The organism is Saprospira grandis (assembly GCF_027594745.1).
Classification (GTDB): Bacteria; Bacteroidota; Bacteroidia; order Chitinophagales; family Saprospiraceae; genus Saprospira; species Saprospira grandis.
The window spans coordinates 1,576,367-1,590,554 of the sequence record NZ_CP110854.1 but is presented as its reverse complement, the minus strand read 5'-3'; the positions used below and the strand labels follow the sequence as shown (position 1 = coordinate 1,590,554).

Here is a 14,188-nt window from a genome sequence, read left to right as displayed (position 1 = left end):
TAAATGTATCTTTGTGGGTTGAAAAGCAACCGCAAATGCAGCGGTATTTAAGAGACTAGCAACTTAGCAAAGCATGAGAAAACAACAGTGCCTAAAGCAGGCGGTAACAATAGTTGGAAAGGGCTTACATTCAGGGATAGATGTTGAACTTAAAATCTTGGCAGCCGAGGCTGGTCATGGTATTCAGTTTCAGCGTATGGATTTGCCTGAAGCCCCTGTCATTAAGGCTGATGCCGCTAATGTTTTCAAAACAGATCGCCATACCGTAATTGGCGATGAAACTGCTTATGTGGCTACTGTAGAGCATCTGATGGCCGCTTTTTATGCTTTGGGTATTGATAATGCTTTGGTAGAAATTAACGCTGCCGAATTGCCCATTTTGGACGGTAGTGCCCAGCCTTTTATTGAGGCCTTTAAGGCCGTTGGCCTAGAGGAACAGGCTGCCGAAAAGCCTTCGCTTAAAATTAAGGAACCTATTTCGGTGCAGCTAGGCGAAAGCGAAATTAGTATTTACCCCGCCGAGGAACTAGAAGTGATGGTGACCGTAGATTTTCAGTCTGCCGTTTTACCCGCTCAGTTTAGCCGCTTTAAAGCGAGCCAAGAAAGCTTTGAAGAAGCCATTGCACCCGCCCGTACTTTTGTCTTTTTGCATGAGCTCTCTGCACTTTTGCAGCATGGCTTGGCCAAGGGCGGACAGCCCGATTCGGCCCTCGTTTTTGTAGAGCATCTGCCTACTGCCGAACAAAAGGCGGCCCTAGAAAAACAATATCAGCAAACTATTGATGTGCAAAGCACTGGCTTGCTGCCTGGTCAAAGTCTCCGCTTTAGCAATGAGGCCGCCCGCCATAAATTGCTCGACCTTATGGGCGATTTGGCCCTCTTGGGTTTTGATATTGTGGGACGAATTGTGGCCCATAAACCCGGACATGGCGTCAATAACAAAATGGCCCTAGCGCTTCGACAGTTGGCCATCAAAGAACGCAAAACGAAGAATATTCCTGTCTACGACCCTAAACAGGAAGCCGTATATAATATTGAAGATATTTTTGGGAAACTGCAACATCGCTATCCCTTCTTGCTCATTGACAAAATCATCGACCTTTCGCCCCAACATGTGGTGGCCGTAAAGAATGTAACCTTTAATGAGCCCTTTTTTGTTGGACACTTCCCCGGCCACCCCATTATGCCCGGTGTGCTCCAAATTGAAGCCATGGCCCAAACTGGCGGGATTTTAGTCATGGAGGCTATCGATGATCCGCTCTCTTACGACACTTATTTCCTCAAAATTGATAAGGCCCGCTTCCGCCGGCCTGTAGTCCCCGGAGATACGCTCATCTTCCGTCTAGACCTAATGCGCCCAATTAGAAGGGGCTTGGTCGAAATGCAAGCTAAGGCCTATGTTGGTGATAAACTAGTAGCCGAAGCTGAATTATTAGCTCAAATTATTAAGCGTAAGTAATCGTGAATCATCATCCGCTAGCTGTTGTCAGTCCCAAGGCCAAAATTGGCAAAAATGTAAAAATTAGTCCTTTCGTTACCATCGAAGAGGATGTTGTTATTGGTGATGGCACCCAAATTGGCCCCAATGCCGTGATTATGTCTGGTAGCCGAATTGGCCAAAATTGCCAGATCTTTCCTGGCGCAATCATTGGCGCCGCCCCCCAAGATCTTAAGTTTAAAGGTGAATACTCTACCCTAGAAGTAGGCGATAATACCATTATCCGAGAGTATTGTACGCTCAATCGTGGTACGGCAGCTAACGAGAAAACAGTGGTGGGCAGCAATTGCTTGCTCATGGCTTATGTACATATTGCCCACGATTGTATTGTGGGCAATCATTGTGTGCTGGCCAATAATAGTACTTTGGCCGGACATGTAGAGCTAGAAGATTATGTGATCCTTGGCGGTATGTCGGCCGTGCATCAGTTTACCCGAATTGGCGCTCATGCTATGCTGGGCGGTGGAGTACTACTCAATAAAGATGTTCCTCCTTTTGTCCGTGTGGCTCATTATCCCGCTTCCTATATTGGCGTAAATGTGATTGGCCTGAAACGCAGAGGGTTTTCAGTAGAAACTATCGAGGCGATCCAAGATATTTACCATCAGCTTTTTGTGGCCAAACAGAGCCGTGCAGATGCATTAGCAAATATTGATGCTTTAGATCACTCTAAGGAAAAAGAACAAATCTTAGCGTTTATAGAAGATTCCGAAATAGGCATCGTTAAGGGCCTGCGCTCAAATGCCTAGTCTATGCTTTCTATTGATCTCCAAAATTTGGGTAAGCGCTACCGCTACGAATGGATTTTTAAGGGCCTCAATTATACTTTTGAGGCCAATACGGCTTATGCTATTCGTGGACATAATGGGGCCGGAAAATCGACCCTGCTCCAATGCCTTTCGGGCTTTTTGTCTCCCTCTGCCGGCCAATTGAAGTATACTTATAATGGCAAGCCGCTAGATAGAGAGAACGTTTTTCAATATTGTAATTATCTCGGCCCTTATGTGCAACTGATCGAGGAGCTGAGCCTGATGGAGGCGGTAGATTTTCATCGACAGTTTAAACCGCTCTTGCCTGGCATTTCCCCCCAAGATCTTTTTGAGCTCTCTGGCCTGCCTAAGTCGGCCAAAAATAAACCGATCCAGTTCTTTTCTTCGGGGATGAAACAACGCCTCAAGCTAAGTCTGGCCCTCCTGAGCGAAAGCCCGCTGCTCTTACTCGATGAACCCAGTATTACCCTAGACCGAAAAGCCGTGGCTTGGTTTCAAGACCTGCTCGAACGCTATGGCCTTCCCAATAGACTTTGTATTATTGCCTCTAATGTAGAGGAGGATCTGCTGCTCTGTCAAAAACAACTACAAATAGAAGATTTTAAAGCAAGCTAGTTATGGCTTGCTTTTTTTTATGGGGCTGCCCCGCCCTGCGGGCGGGTCGGGCTGTGCCGTAGCTCGCAGGTCTGCTCGGCCCATCGGCGCAAGCGCCTTGGTCTGGCCCTTCGGGCCACTACTATCCATCCCTCAGCCTGCGGCGGCTTTGCCGCCTGCAAAACCCATAAAGCGGTATTCGTCGCTTCGCTCCTCATGCGTTAATATATCCCCGCCCACCCACCCCTTTACGGGATTCCTTAAGGAATCCCTTGGCTGGTTGGGCCTTTTTGCTGCCCTCCCTCCTCAAAAATAGCAGCAAAACAGCCCCTTTGCCCAGCTCCGAAAACAAGCAATAAGCTCAAAGGGCTGCAATGCCTATCTATTTTCCAGCGAATGGTCTGAGGGAGTCTAAAAGAGCGTTTTTTTTCCAGCGAATGCTCCCATGCAGTTGCAATGCCTATCTATTTTTCCAGCGAATGGTCTGAGGGAGTCTAAAAGAGCATTTTTTTTCCAGCGAATGCTCCCATGCAGGTACAATGCTTATCTATTTTTCCAGCGAACGGTCTGAGGGAGTCTAAAAGAGCATTTTTTTTCCAGCGAATGCTCCCATGCAGTTGCAATGCTTATCTATTTTTCCAGCGAACGGTCTGAGGGAGTCTAAAAGAGCATTTTTTTTCCAGCGAATGCTCCCATGCAGTTGCAATGCTTATCTATTTTTCCAGCGAATGGTCTGAGGGAGTCTAAAAGAGCATTTTTTTTCCAGCGAATGCGCTGGGGGCGCTCTAAAAGAGCTGTTCTGCTTTATGGCCTATCCCCCTACAGCAATTTGCTTAGCTATCCTCAGCAGGGAAATAAGCCAATTGCCTTATTTTCTCTCTTATTTCTTTGGGCCAAGCTCCTTTGCCCGGGCGGTCCTTGGCCCAGCGCTGCGGAGTGGGTGCGGCGCAGCCGCAGACCCAGCTGCCGAAGGCAGCGCAGGGCCGAACAGACTTGTGAGCCCCGTAGCATAGCGGCGGCCGACCTAGGCGAAGCCTAGCCGGCCGCGGGCCCCAAAATAAAACCCTAAAAATTTTAAAAAGACGTTAAGTTGGGAGGAAAGAGCAACCTCAAAAAAAAATGGGCCGTTTAATAGGGCGATGAAAAACATTAAAAAACGAGAAAAAAAACTAGCTATGAAGCCCAATCTTTCGCATCTATTTTCTGGTTTGGCGGGCGGACTATTGGTCCTTGGCGCCAGTTATCTCTTACCGGCCAAATCCTCGGTTCAGGCCGTAGAAATTAAGACCGAAACAGTGGCCCAATTGCCCAAAGAAAGCCCCAAAGAACAGCTTCCGAAGGCTCAAGAAGAGCTGGGTCAATTGGCCCATAATATGGGAGGGGCTCGGGCGCCTATTGATTTTTCTGCGGCAGCCGAAAAAGTCATGCCAGCGGTGGTCAATGTTACTTCTATTAGTCGATTTAAGCCTCGTTCTCGGAGAGAGGAGGTCTATATGGAGCTTTTTGGCCGTCCTCGAGACAACCAATCGACGGGTTCGGGGGTAATTATTGGTAAGCAGGGGTATATTGTTACGAATAATCATGTCATTGAGGGGGCCACAGAAATCGAAGTGACCCTTTATGACCGAAGAAAATATAAGGCCGAATTGGTGGGGACCGATCCTTCTACTGATCTGGCTGTCCTAAAAATCAAGGCGCCCAATTTGCCTAGCGTAGAGCTCTCTAACTCTGATGAGACCAAAGTTGGGGAGTGGGTCTTGGCTGTGGGCAATCCCTTTGATTTGAATTTTACCGTAACGGCGGGTATTGTTTCGGCCAAGGGCAGAAATATCAACATTTTGGGCAATCGCAAAGCGAGCATCGAGTCATTTATTCAGACCGATGCGGCGGTAAATCCTGGAAATAGCGGTGGTGCTTTGGTCAATGCCGAAGGGAAACTGCTGGGCATCAATACGGCCATTGCGACCCCTACGGGGACCTATGCGGGCTATTCATTTGCCGTGCCCATTAACCTAGTAAAAAAAGTAGTGGGCGATTTGATGGAGTATGGAGAGGTGCACCGCGCTTATTTGGGCGTAATGATTATGGATGTGGATAGTGATTTTGCCAAGCAAGAGGGCCTGTTTGTGAGTCAGGGCGTTTTTGTTTCGGAATTGATTGATGGGGGAGCGGCCAAGGATGCCGGCATCAAAAAAGGAGATGTCATTGTGGGCATTGATGGGCAAAGCGTTCGCTCGGTTAATGAACTGCAAGAGAAAGTGGGGAGCCGTGACCCGGGCGACACCGTCCGAGTCAAGGTAAAAAGAGGAAAGAAAGAACTAGAACTCAACATGAAGTTGAAAGAATAGAGTAGGGGAGAGAGGAAAATGAAAAAAGCCCAGCGCATAGCGCTGGGCTTTTTGGGTTAGGGGGTAGGACTAACCCTCAAAAACGGCTCGTACAAACTTCTTGGTATTTTCGGCAAATTCGCCTCTAAGGACCCAATCGGCATAGCCTTTATCGGCGCGGATGGGCTGGTCTCTTAGTTTGCCAAAGTTCCAGTAGAGCTCACCTTCATGGCGGTAAATCTTGCCGGCGAAATCCACACGTTCTTTACCGTCTTCAACAAATAGGGCTTCTAGTTCCTTGACCGTAATGGGCAGATCATCATGTTTCTCCAATTGCTTTTCGAGGATCGTTTTTGTGGCCTCAATATCGGCAATAGCATCATGGGCATCTAATAGTTCCTCGCCAGTATAGCGCTGATAGGTATCGCCCAACTTATGGCTATTCACATAGCGCTCTAGCTTGATGACATCTACAAAATGGGTGTCGGGCGTAGGGTATTCTATGCCTGCACGAGCAAACTCCTCGGCTAGCATGGGAATATCAAAGTTATCGGAGTTGTAGCCCGCTAGGTCGCTATCCTTGAGCCAGCCATAGAAGGCCTTGGCCAATTGGCGAAACTTAGGTTCATTGACTACATCCTTATCATAAATGCCATGCACGGCGGAGGCACCTTCTGGAATAGGCATTTGGGGGTTGACCAAGCGGTTTTTGACTTCGGTGCGGCCATCTGGAAATAATTTGATGGCGCCAATTTGTACAATTCGATCATTAACAATGCTGGTTCCTGTGGTCTCTAGGTCAAAGAAGACCAAGGGGCGTTCTAGTTGTAATCCCATATCTAGTTTTGTTTTGTCTGTTTTTGTCTACATCCACTCCCAAGCGCTGGCGTATTTGCCATGCTTCTCGCAGTAGTCCATAAATGATTGATAAAATGGATGTTGGCCCAAGGTAGCACTATCTCCAATGATGATGAGCTTTTTTCGGGCTCTGGTCATGGCCACATTGAGGCGGCGGGTATCCTTGAGAAAGCCAATTTCTCCCCTTTCATTAGAACGGACCAGGCTAATATAGACCACATCTCGCTCTTGGCCCTGAAAGGCATCAATGGTGTCTATGGTAATATCGTCATCAGGAAAATGGTCAAAATCTGTTTCCATCTGTTCTTGCATAAAACGAACCTGCTCCCGATAGGGCGAAATAACGGCAATGCTGGGTCGAACTTGCTTGTCGGCAAAGCTAAGCAGATGGTCCAAATGCTGTCTTAAGATATAATATTCTTCGGGGTTGTAGGAGCTAAGGGTTTCGGGGTTGATTTTTTCATCAAAGCTACAGCCTGCGGTATCAATAAACTCTACGGGGGTAGTATCTCCACCGGGCCGCATGGCCAAGGTCCAATTCTTTACAAAGTCGGCAGCCTGCAGTTGGCCCTCATAGAAGTATTGGTTAGAAAACTGCATGATTTGCTCATGCATACGGTATTGCGTTTTGAGCAATTGCACTCGGTCCAAACGCTCTACGGCCTTTTCTAATAGGGTGATGGAGAGCCCCTTTTGGGCCGCCTTTCTACTTTTTACGGTGGGAGGAAGCTGAAAAGGGTCGCCCGCTAAAATAACCTTATCGGCCTTGGCGATGGCAATCCAACAGGCGGGCTCCAAAGCTTGGGCGGCTTCATCAATGACGACCGTATGAAAGCGGCGGTTTTCGATATAGCGGTTCATAGAGCTTACCAAAGTACAACAAATGGCATCGGCTTCTGATAGGACCTTTTCAATCACATAATCTTCCATCATGCGGGCATGACGAATTAGGTTTTTGGCTTCTTGATAGGTTTCTCGACGCTCATTGCGCTCGTTGGGCCCAAATTTCCGCTTAAATTTTCCAGCTTTGCGGAAGAGCTCGGCGGCCTCTTTTTTCATTTTCTTAACTTCCTTCATTTCGGCCCGATCTTGCAAAATGCCCTCAATACTATGCTGCAAAACTTTTTCGTCTAGACGAGAGACATTCCCCACCCGCACCACATTGAGGCCTTGATCGGCTAGGCGTTCTGTGAGCAAATCACTGGCGGGATTAGAGGGGGCACAAACCAAAACTGGACTCTCTCTTTTGACCAATTCTTTGATAGCGGCCACTAGGGTAGTGGTTTTTCCGGTGCCAGGAGGGCCATGCACTACGGCCACATCTTCGGCAGCCAAAATCTGCTGTACGGCTTCTGCCTGAGAAGTATTCAGTTGGCCCAAATCGCCAGGGCGACGATGGTCCTGAAAACGAGCGGGCATTTTACCCAACAAAATCTCTCGCAATTCAGACAAACGATTGTCTTGCGCCTCGGCCACATACTTAAGCGCCTTGCCCATTTCCAAATAAGAGCGCTCATCAAAAGCAAGCTGTACCCCAATTTGCTCATGCATCACCCAAGAAGGCAATTCCTTGCCATAAAGGACAATCTTCATCTCGTCTTTCTTGATATACTGCACCACTCCATACTCAAAAATCGACTTCTTGCGCTCAAAATTACTACTGGGGAAAATCCCCACTACGGTCCCTGCCCGAAACTTATGCGCCTGATCCTTATTATACATCCGACTGATGGTCACATAAGGGTGCTCGCCCAAGCTCCAACCCGTCCGCTCTTGCCGAACAGGATGCCAACAAACGCCCTTTTCTATGCGCTCTTTAAGGGGCAATTGCTCGAGCAAATAACGATATTGCTTAATTTCTTCCTGCTTTTCTTCTTCTAGCAGCTCCATTAAGGCCTGTATTTCTTCTGTTGCTTTCATTTGTTGCTTTTTGGAAATATACAGCTGTTTGCGGAGAATATCATCTAATTCTGTTTTTTTTGGGGCCCGCGGCCGGCTAGGCTGCGCCTAGCTCGGCCGCCGCTATGCTGCGGGGCTCGCAGGTCTGCTCGGCCCTTCGCTGCCTTCGGCAGCTCGGTCTGCGGCTGCGCCGCACCCGCTCCGCAGCGCTGGGCCAAATGGCCCTTCTTTGCTCAAACTTACTTAAATACGAAAAAGGAGGGTTGAAACTTGCGTATCTCTTTGAGCTTGCCTATATTTAGTATATTACTTAATGTAGTCACCTTAATTATTATGAAAAGCAAGAAGTTAATCAAGCAGATGCAGCAGGAATTGCGTCAGATGAAAAAGATGTATAAGGCCAACAAATCGCTTTTGCAGGGGCGGGCAGAGGGGCGGCAGTTATTGGCCACGATAAAAGACTGGGAGCAAAAGATCAAGCAATTGGGCAAGTTGTAGGTTTATTTTGCGGTTTTGCAGGCGCCTAGCGCCGCAGGCTGAGGGATGGATAAGGGGGGCCGAAGGCCAGACCGAGCTTTTGAGCAAAGCGAAAAAGCGATGGGCCGAGCGAGCAGCGAGCCCTGACACAGCCCGACCCGAGCGAAGCGAGTGGGCAGCCCCAAAGCAAACAGAAAGTCGCAGAAAGGAAAATAAAAAACAAAAAGTTGCATTTTTTTGCGCCAATCTGTTTTAAGATTCAAGCTTTAGCCTTAGCTTTGTTATAAATGTGAAACACCCTTTTTGAGAGCGGGCATAGCCCAAGAAGCGACAGACAATAATGCTAAAATCTTTACAGATAGAAAACTATGCGATTATCGAGTTTGTACGGCTCGATTTTCATCAGGCCCTGACCATTATTACGGGAGAAACTGGGGCGGGAAAGTCTATTATATTGGGGGCTTTGGGCCTTATTCGGGGCAAGCGGGCCGATACTAAGGTCTTGTATGACTTGAATAAAAAGGCTTATGTAGAGGCGGAGTTTTTGCTTTCGGCCAGTCGTTTTTCGGCTTTATTTGAGGCCTTAGATTTAGATTTTCAGGAGCAGACGATTATTCGCAGAGAGATTCGGCCATCGGGAAAAACCCGGGCTTTTGTCAATGATAGTCCTGTAAAATTGGAGCAGCTCAAGGCGCTTGCCGACCGTTTATTGGATGTGCATCAGCAGTTTGACACCTTAGATATACAGGAGCCCGATTATCAGTTGCATATTATGGATGCTTTGGCGGGCAATCTGGATGATTTGGCTAAATATGAATTATTGTATGGTCAATATGAGGGGGAGAAGAGCCAGTTGCGGGCTTTGGAGCGCAAGCAGCGTTCGGCCTTAAAGGAGCAGGAATTTATTGCCTTTCAGCTCAAGGAATTATTGGAGGCTGAGCTCTATGCGGGCGAGCAGGAAGAATTGGAGCAGGAGCAAAAGCAATTGAGCCATGCGGAGGACATCAAGCGGGTGCTTTCGGGCTTGGTCATGGGCCTAACGGAGGAGGAGCCTTCTTTGAGTGAGCAATTGACTGTGATGAGCAATCAATTGTATACGGTATCGGATTATCAGAAAGATTTGCCAGAATTGGCGGAGCGTTTGGAGGGCCTGCGTTTTGAGTTGGAGGAATTGAGCAATGGGTTGAATCGCATTGCGGAGGATACGGAATATGATGATGAGCGTTTGGAGGAGGTCAATGAGCGTTTGGATTTACTTTTCCGCTTGCAGAAAAAGCATCATTTGGCTTCGGAGGAAGAGCTCTTGGAGTTGCAGGAAGAATTGCAGCAGCAATTGGATGGTTTTGAGGGTTTGGAGGACCAAATAGAGCAGCTCAAGAGTAGTATTATTAAGAAGGAAAAGCAGCTTTGGCAGCAGGGCAAGGCCTTATCGGCTAAGCGAGAAAAGGCTATTGGTCCATTTGAGGGGCAGCTTAGAGAGTTGTTGCAGCAGTTGTCTATGAAATATGCTCGTCTCAAGGTAGACCTTGCCGAGGCCAAGGATTTGGGCCCTAAGGGCATTGACCAACTGCGGTTTTTGTTTTCGGCTAATAAGGGGGGGCGCTTGGAAGAAATTCGGGGCATTGCCTCTGGGGGGGAGCTCTCGCGTTTGGCCCTATGTATAAAATCTATGATGGCGGGGGCGATTACCTTGCCCACCCTCATTTTTGATGAAATTGATACGGGGGTTTCTGGAGAGGTGGCTTTGCAGATGGGGCAAATCTTGCAGCAGCTATCGGCAGCCCATCAGGTAGTGAGCATTACGCACTCGCCGCAAATAGCCGCCAAGGCCCGTAAACACTACTTTGTGCACAAAGAGGTCATAAAAGATAGAACTGTGACAGCCATAAAAGAACTAGAAAAAGAAGAAGAACGGGTAGAGGAATTGGCCAAAATGCTGAGCGGTAATCCGCCTTCTGCCTATGCCAAAGCCAATGCAAAAGAGCTCTTGGCCCGATAATAACCTAGAGATAGAACCAAGTTGAATAAAAGTTCGTACCTTATAAAAAGGAGCGAACTTTTATTCTTTTAAGGAGTTTGTAACAACTTAGAATAAGGAGGTAGGCAACAGATTTAATATTTGATTCGTTTTAACAGCTGAACTTATGTGAAAAAGTGGATTAGGGTAAACTGTTAAAAATCAGCGAATTTAATTGCTGGATTATATTTTTGGCCTTATTTTACTATGCTCTATAGCTTAGTAAGCTAAGAAATTGGTTTGTTCTTTGCCTTATAGAGCTCAACTAACAACAGGCTTGTTTAAGGCTTGGCCTTAAGTAACTAGCCGCTAAATGATATTCAGAACATTTAACAAATTTGTATCTAAATGAAAATTAAAACTACACTAACACTAGTTTGCGCAGCCATGATGGGCCTGCAGCTTCAGGCCCAAAATGTGGGTATTGGAGAGCCTGCACCCAGTGGTAAATTAGATATCTTGCAAACAGAAACAGCAGGAAGCTCGCTTGAAGTAAATCACACGATTACGACCAATGGTAGCTCGGCTATCTTTTTGCGCAATGCTGGAACAAACCGCGCACTACATGCACAAAACTTGCTCACCACTAGCAATGCTTCTATCGCCCGCTTTTTGCAGCTAGGGGCAGGACATGGTATTGAAATAGATATGGATGCGGCTAGCCCTTCTGGTATCGCCAGTTTTTTAGTCAATAATGCAGGAGCTGGTTTTGGGGGATACTTCATTCAAGCTGCGGGTAATACTCGCCCCGGTTTGTTGGTCGATCACTCTGGTTCTGGCTATGGCATGATGGTTTATCAAAATGCGACAGGAAACGGGATGTACAATGATGTGACCAATGGAATTGGTTTTGTCAATATTATCCGTGCCGACCAAACGGGTTTCTTGGGCGATCATACCACCGCTGGGGGGACTGGTGCCTCAATTAGCCTTGATGTTCAGGATGGTATTGGCTATATCGTAGATGCCGATAATGGAAACTCGACAACTCCCGCTACTGCTGGTGGTGATGTATATGGCTTTTTTGCCAATGTCTATACGGCTAGCCCAACATCTGGAGGTACAATTGCGGGGGCTGCTTTTGCCGCTACCCAAGGCGGCGTTAGCCACGGTATGCTAATTAACCATACCGGTAGCCAAGGCCGTAATGCCGAGTTTAATATTAACGGCGCAACAAATACCGATGAAACTGTTTTTGCCACCAACTTGGGCCAAGGTCCTGTTTTCGTTGGGCAACAACAGTCTAATGCTATTACAGGTATTGTTACTGCAGGAGACTTTTCTTATACTGGCTCTGATGTAGCTGACCATATTGGTGTGGCTGGTGCTTCTACCCCCACTGCAGGTTGGGGTATTGGTGTAGAAGGTACAGGTAACTTCTATGGCGTCTACTCAAATGGAGATATGGGGGCCTCAGGAACTAAAACCTTTGTTATTGACCACCCCGAAGATCCCCAAAATAAAATGCTCAAGCATTTTTCTATCGAGTCTAATGAGGTCCTCAATATGTACAGAGGTATCGCTCAACTAGATGCTAACGGAAATGCGACTATCGAGTTGCCTAGCTACTTTGATGATATTAACACCAACTTTAGCTACCAACTAACGGCTATCGGTACGCCTCAGCAACCTTATGTTTTGGAGGAAATTACGAATAATACTTTTGTAGTGGCCGGTAAGCCTGGAACCAAAGTTTCTTGGACCGTTTATGCAGAACGCAATGATGCTTATCTACAAGCTCATCCAGAAAAACGCCAGGCAGAACTTCTTAAAGAAGGAGAACGTAGCGGCAAATATCTACAGCCCGAGCTCTATGGCCAACCCAAAGAACAGTATATGTTCTATCGCAAGTCTAGCGAAAAACAACAACCCACGACCAAAATCCTACTTCCCAAGCAAAAAGAAGTAGCCAACCAACAAGAAGAGCGTCCCGCTATCCAAATCCAAGAGGAAAAGACAGAACGTCCAACTCTAGACTAATAGAAGCAACTCCCGCTAATTGCTTATAGAAAGGCGAGCCGATTTCGGCTCGCCTTTTTCTTTGGCCCAGCCTTTGCAAAGCCCCTTTTGATTTTCTTAACAAGCAACTTTTAAATTATGAAAAACTATTTGTTACTCGCCTTTCTCGGACTTTTTATGGGCAGCTTGCAGGCTCAGCAATCAGATGAGCGCTCTATCCAAAAAGATGGCATTCAGTATAGCTATCAGTATAAAATGCTAGAGAAAAAGAAGAAAAAGGACCAGTACCTCATCCGAAGCAAATTAGAAAATGTAACCAATGAGAGTTTGTATTATGAGGTGCCCGCTGGCGATTTGCTCAATATGGAGGAAGAGGGCCTAGCGGTGGTCCGTATCCATAATACGAAGGGCCTTTTTGCCAACCGAGGAAGCTGGACCGTAGGCGAAAAGACAAATTATAAAACTAAATCAGGCGGAACGATCTATGAAATTCGCCCACATAGCCCAATTAGTAAAGAGATTAAGAGCTCGGTGGTGAAGGGCAGAACTCCCGAAATGACGGCCGAAATCTATAAGCAAGTTGGTCCGCTCTCCAATTTTGATATCGATTTTATGCAGCCAGAGTTTATCAATGGAAATTGGACGGCCGATTGTGGTAATTTTAGCTTCCAATTGAACTTCAACCGAGATACGCTCAATAATATCGAATTGACGCAGTTGGTCAATAACCGCAGCTATACCTATATCCATAGAGGCAACCAACGCTTCGAAAGAGCCGATAACCCTAGCTATTTTATCCTCTTTGCCGCCGATGGCAAGTCTTTCCAATATACCGCAGAAGATGGCCCTGTTTGTAGCTGGCGCAAGAACTAATTCTTGGCCCTAAACAAAAAAAGCCGAGGCATTCGCCTCGGCTTTTTTTGTCCCCAGATCTAGCTCAATTCCTCTTTCTGAGGAAGTTCCTTATAAATCTCAAAGGGCCAGCCATTCCGCATCTGGTTCTTGATGGGGTCCAGCAGTTTGCGAATCGTACTTTTCTTGATTCGCTTGTATTTTTTATCAATCAATAGGCCCATATGCCGCTTTAGGTAGCCTTGGTCATATTGGCCCTCTGGCAAATAGGTGAGCCGGCCCTTCACATAAGCTTTGCCCTTAAATTCCTCGGTTCCTCTAAGCTTGGGCAAGCGGCCAATGACCAAAATGTAGTCTTCATCCACATTTTTGCTGTCCATAATGTCCGAATCACTACTCTTTTTCTTGTAGGGATAGGCTTCCATCACAAAAAAGGGCTTAATGACCAATTTAGATTTACAGCGGTCCTTAAAGTATTTGAGGTCCTTCTTTAACTGCGCTTCTACCTCTTTTTTGGTAAAGCGCATAGGCGTTCTATGGTCCTCTTTCGAGTTTTTGGTAATATCTAAACGGGCCTTTTTATTGTCCTGAAGCATGGGCAAATAACCCACTTCTTGGGCGGGTTCTGCCTCTTCTTCGGCTTCTTTTTGTCCCCCAAAAAGACTAGAAAGGAGGTCGTCGCCCTGAGCATCTTGCTCGGCCAAAGGCGCTGTTTCTTCCCCCTCTTTTTCCTCTTCTTCTACAAAGCTCCAATCAAAATCTTCCTCTTCTGTTTGGGCAAAATCATCTTCTTCCCAAGAAAACTCTTCTTCCTCTTCCTCAAAATCATCTTCCTCCCAAGAAAAGTCATCCTCTTCATCAAAATCGTCTTCGTTCCAGTCAAAGTCGTCTTTATCGTCGGTCAAATTCATAGTTAATCCATTTTAGCTTTCCTAAG

11 protein-coding genes are annotated in these 14,188 nt (G+C 46.8%); 8 read left to right on the top strand and 3 right to left on the bottom strand.

The genetic code is table 11. The features are described from left to right. Window positions 1–73 precede the first annotated feature (73 nt). From OP864_RS06325 to OP864_RS06310, 4 genes are all read left to right on the top strand, one after another. A complete protein-coding gene (locus tag OP864_RS06325; RefSeq protein WP_270100413.1) occupies window positions 74–1,459 on the top strand; it encodes a bifunctional UDP-3-O-[3-hydroxymyristoyl] N-acetylglucosamine deacetylase/3-hydroxyacyl-ACP dehydratase in 1,386 nt (461 codons plus the stop codon). Between the two features lie 2 nt (window positions 1,460–1,461). Beyond that, window positions 1,462–2,247 (top strand): acyl-ACP--UDP-N-acetylglucosamine O-acyltransferase, encoded by a 786-nt coding sequence (lpxA, locus tag OP864_RS06320; RefSeq protein WP_270100412.1) that lies wholly within the window; start codon window positions 1,462–1,464, stop codon window positions 2,245–2,247. 3 nt (window positions 2,248–2,250) lie between these two features. After that, a complete protein-coding gene (locus OP864_RS06315) occupies window positions 2,251–2,883 on the top strand; it encodes an ABC transporter ATP-binding protein (protein ID WP_270100411.1) in 633 nt (210 codons plus the stop codon). A gap of 1,154 nt (window positions 2,884–4,037) precedes the next feature. Further along, window positions 4,038–5,210: a S1C family serine protease gene (locus tag OP864_RS06310; RefSeq protein WP_270100410.1), complete on the top strand. Its 1,173-nt coding sequence runs from the start codon at window positions 4,038–4,040 to the stop codon at window positions 5,208–5,210. 69 nt (window positions 5,211–5,279) lie between these two features. Here OP864_RS06310 and OP864_RS06305 read toward each other — a convergent pair whose 3' ends face one another. Further along, entirely contained in the window at window positions 5,280–6,026 is a 747-nt protein-coding gene (locus OP864_RS06305) for a 3'-5' exonuclease (protein WP_270100409.1), read from the bottom strand. Between the two features lie 27 nt (window positions 6,027–6,053). After that, on the bottom strand, window positions 6,054–7,967 hold the full coding sequence (locus OP864_RS06300) for an AAA domain-containing protein (RefSeq protein ID WP_270100408.1): 1,914 nt from the start codon (window positions 7,965–7,967) through the stop codon (window positions 6,054–6,056). A 312-nt stretch (window positions 7,968–8,279) separates the two neighbouring features. Here OP864_RS06300 and OP864_RS06295 point away from each other — a divergent pair, with 312 nt between their 5' ends. The 4 genes from OP864_RS06295 to OP864_RS06280 all read left to right on the top strand — a co-directional run bounded on the left by OP864_RS06295 (window position 8,280) and on the right by OP864_RS06280 (window position 13,272). Further along, window positions 8,280–8,444 carry a hypothetical protein gene (locus OP864_RS06295; protein ID WP_015692002.1) on the top strand — a complete coding sequence of 55 codons (165 nt, stop codon included), beginning with the start codon at window positions 8,280–8,282 and terminating at the stop codon, window positions 8,442–8,444. Window positions 8,445–8,763: 319 nt separating this feature from the next. Then, a complete protein-coding gene (gene recN, locus OP864_RS06290) occupies window positions 8,764–10,422 on the top strand; it encodes a DNA repair protein RecN (protein ID WP_270100407.1) in 1,659 nt (552 codons plus the stop codon). A 366-nt stretch (window positions 10,423–10,788) separates the two neighbouring features. Further along, window positions 10,789–12,420 carry an autotransporter outer membrane beta-barrel domain-containing protein gene (locus OP864_RS06285; protein WP_270100406.1) on the top strand — a complete coding sequence of 544 codons (1,632 nt, stop codon included), beginning with the start codon at window positions 10,789–10,791 and terminating at the stop codon, window positions 12,418–12,420. A gap of 117 nt (window positions 12,421–12,537) precedes the next feature. Then, window positions 12,538–13,272, top strand: coding sequence for a hypothetical protein (locus tag OP864_RS06280; protein ID WP_270100405.1), 735 nt, complete (start codon window positions 12,538–12,540; stop codon window positions 13,270–13,272). Window positions 13,273–13,331: 59 nt separating this feature from the next. Here the strand turns inward: OP864_RS06280 and OP864_RS06275 are convergent, their stop codons facing one another. Then, a complete protein-coding gene (locus OP864_RS06275; RefSeq protein WP_270100404.1) occupies window positions 13,332–14,162 on the bottom strand; it encodes a hypothetical protein in 831 nt (276 codons plus the stop codon). Window positions 14,163–14,188 lie beyond the last annotated feature (26 nt).

What these genes read in the sequence shown, in the direction of transcription:
- OP864_RS06325 (WP_270100413.1), top strand. Translation starts at nt 74, where the DNA reads ATGAGAAAACAACAGTGCCTAAAGCAGGCGGTAACAATAGTTGGAAAG.
- OP864_RS06315 (WP_270100411.1), top strand. Translation starts at nt 2,251, where the DNA reads ATGCTTTCTATTGATCTCCAAAATTTGGGTAAGCGCTACCGCTACGAA.
- OP864_RS06310 (WP_270100410.1), top strand. Translation starts at nt 4,038, where the DNA reads ATGAAGCCCAATCTTTCGCATCTATTTTCTGGTTTGGCGGGCGGACTA.
- OP864_RS06305 (WP_270100409.1), bottom strand. Translation starts at nt 6,026, where the DNA reads ATGGGATTACAACTAGAACGCCCCTTGGTCTTCTTTGACCTAGAGACC.
- OP864_RS06300 (WP_270100408.1), bottom strand. Translation starts at nt 7,967, where the DNA reads ATGAAAGCAACAGAAGAAATACAGGCCTTAATGGAGCTGCTAGAAGAA.
- OP864_RS06295 (WP_015692002.1), top strand. Translation starts at nt 8,280, where the DNA reads ATGAAAAGCAAGAAGTTAATCAAGCAGATGCAGCAGGAATTGCGTCAG.
- recN (WP_270100407.1), top strand. Translation starts at nt 8,764, where the DNA reads ATGCTAAAATCTTTACAGATAGAAAACTATGCGATTATCGAGTTTGTA.
- OP864_RS06285 (WP_270100406.1), top strand. Translation starts at nt 10,789, where the DNA reads ATGAAAATTAAAACTACACTAACACTAGTTTGCGCAGCCATGATGGGC.
- OP864_RS06280 (WP_270100405.1), top strand. Translation starts at nt 12,538, where the DNA reads ATGAAAAACTATTTGTTACTCGCCTTTCTCGGACTTTTTATGGGCAGC.
- OP864_RS06275 (WP_270100404.1), bottom strand. Translation starts at nt 14,162, where the DNA reads ATGAATTTGACCGACGATAAAGACGACTTTGACTGGAACGAAGACGAT.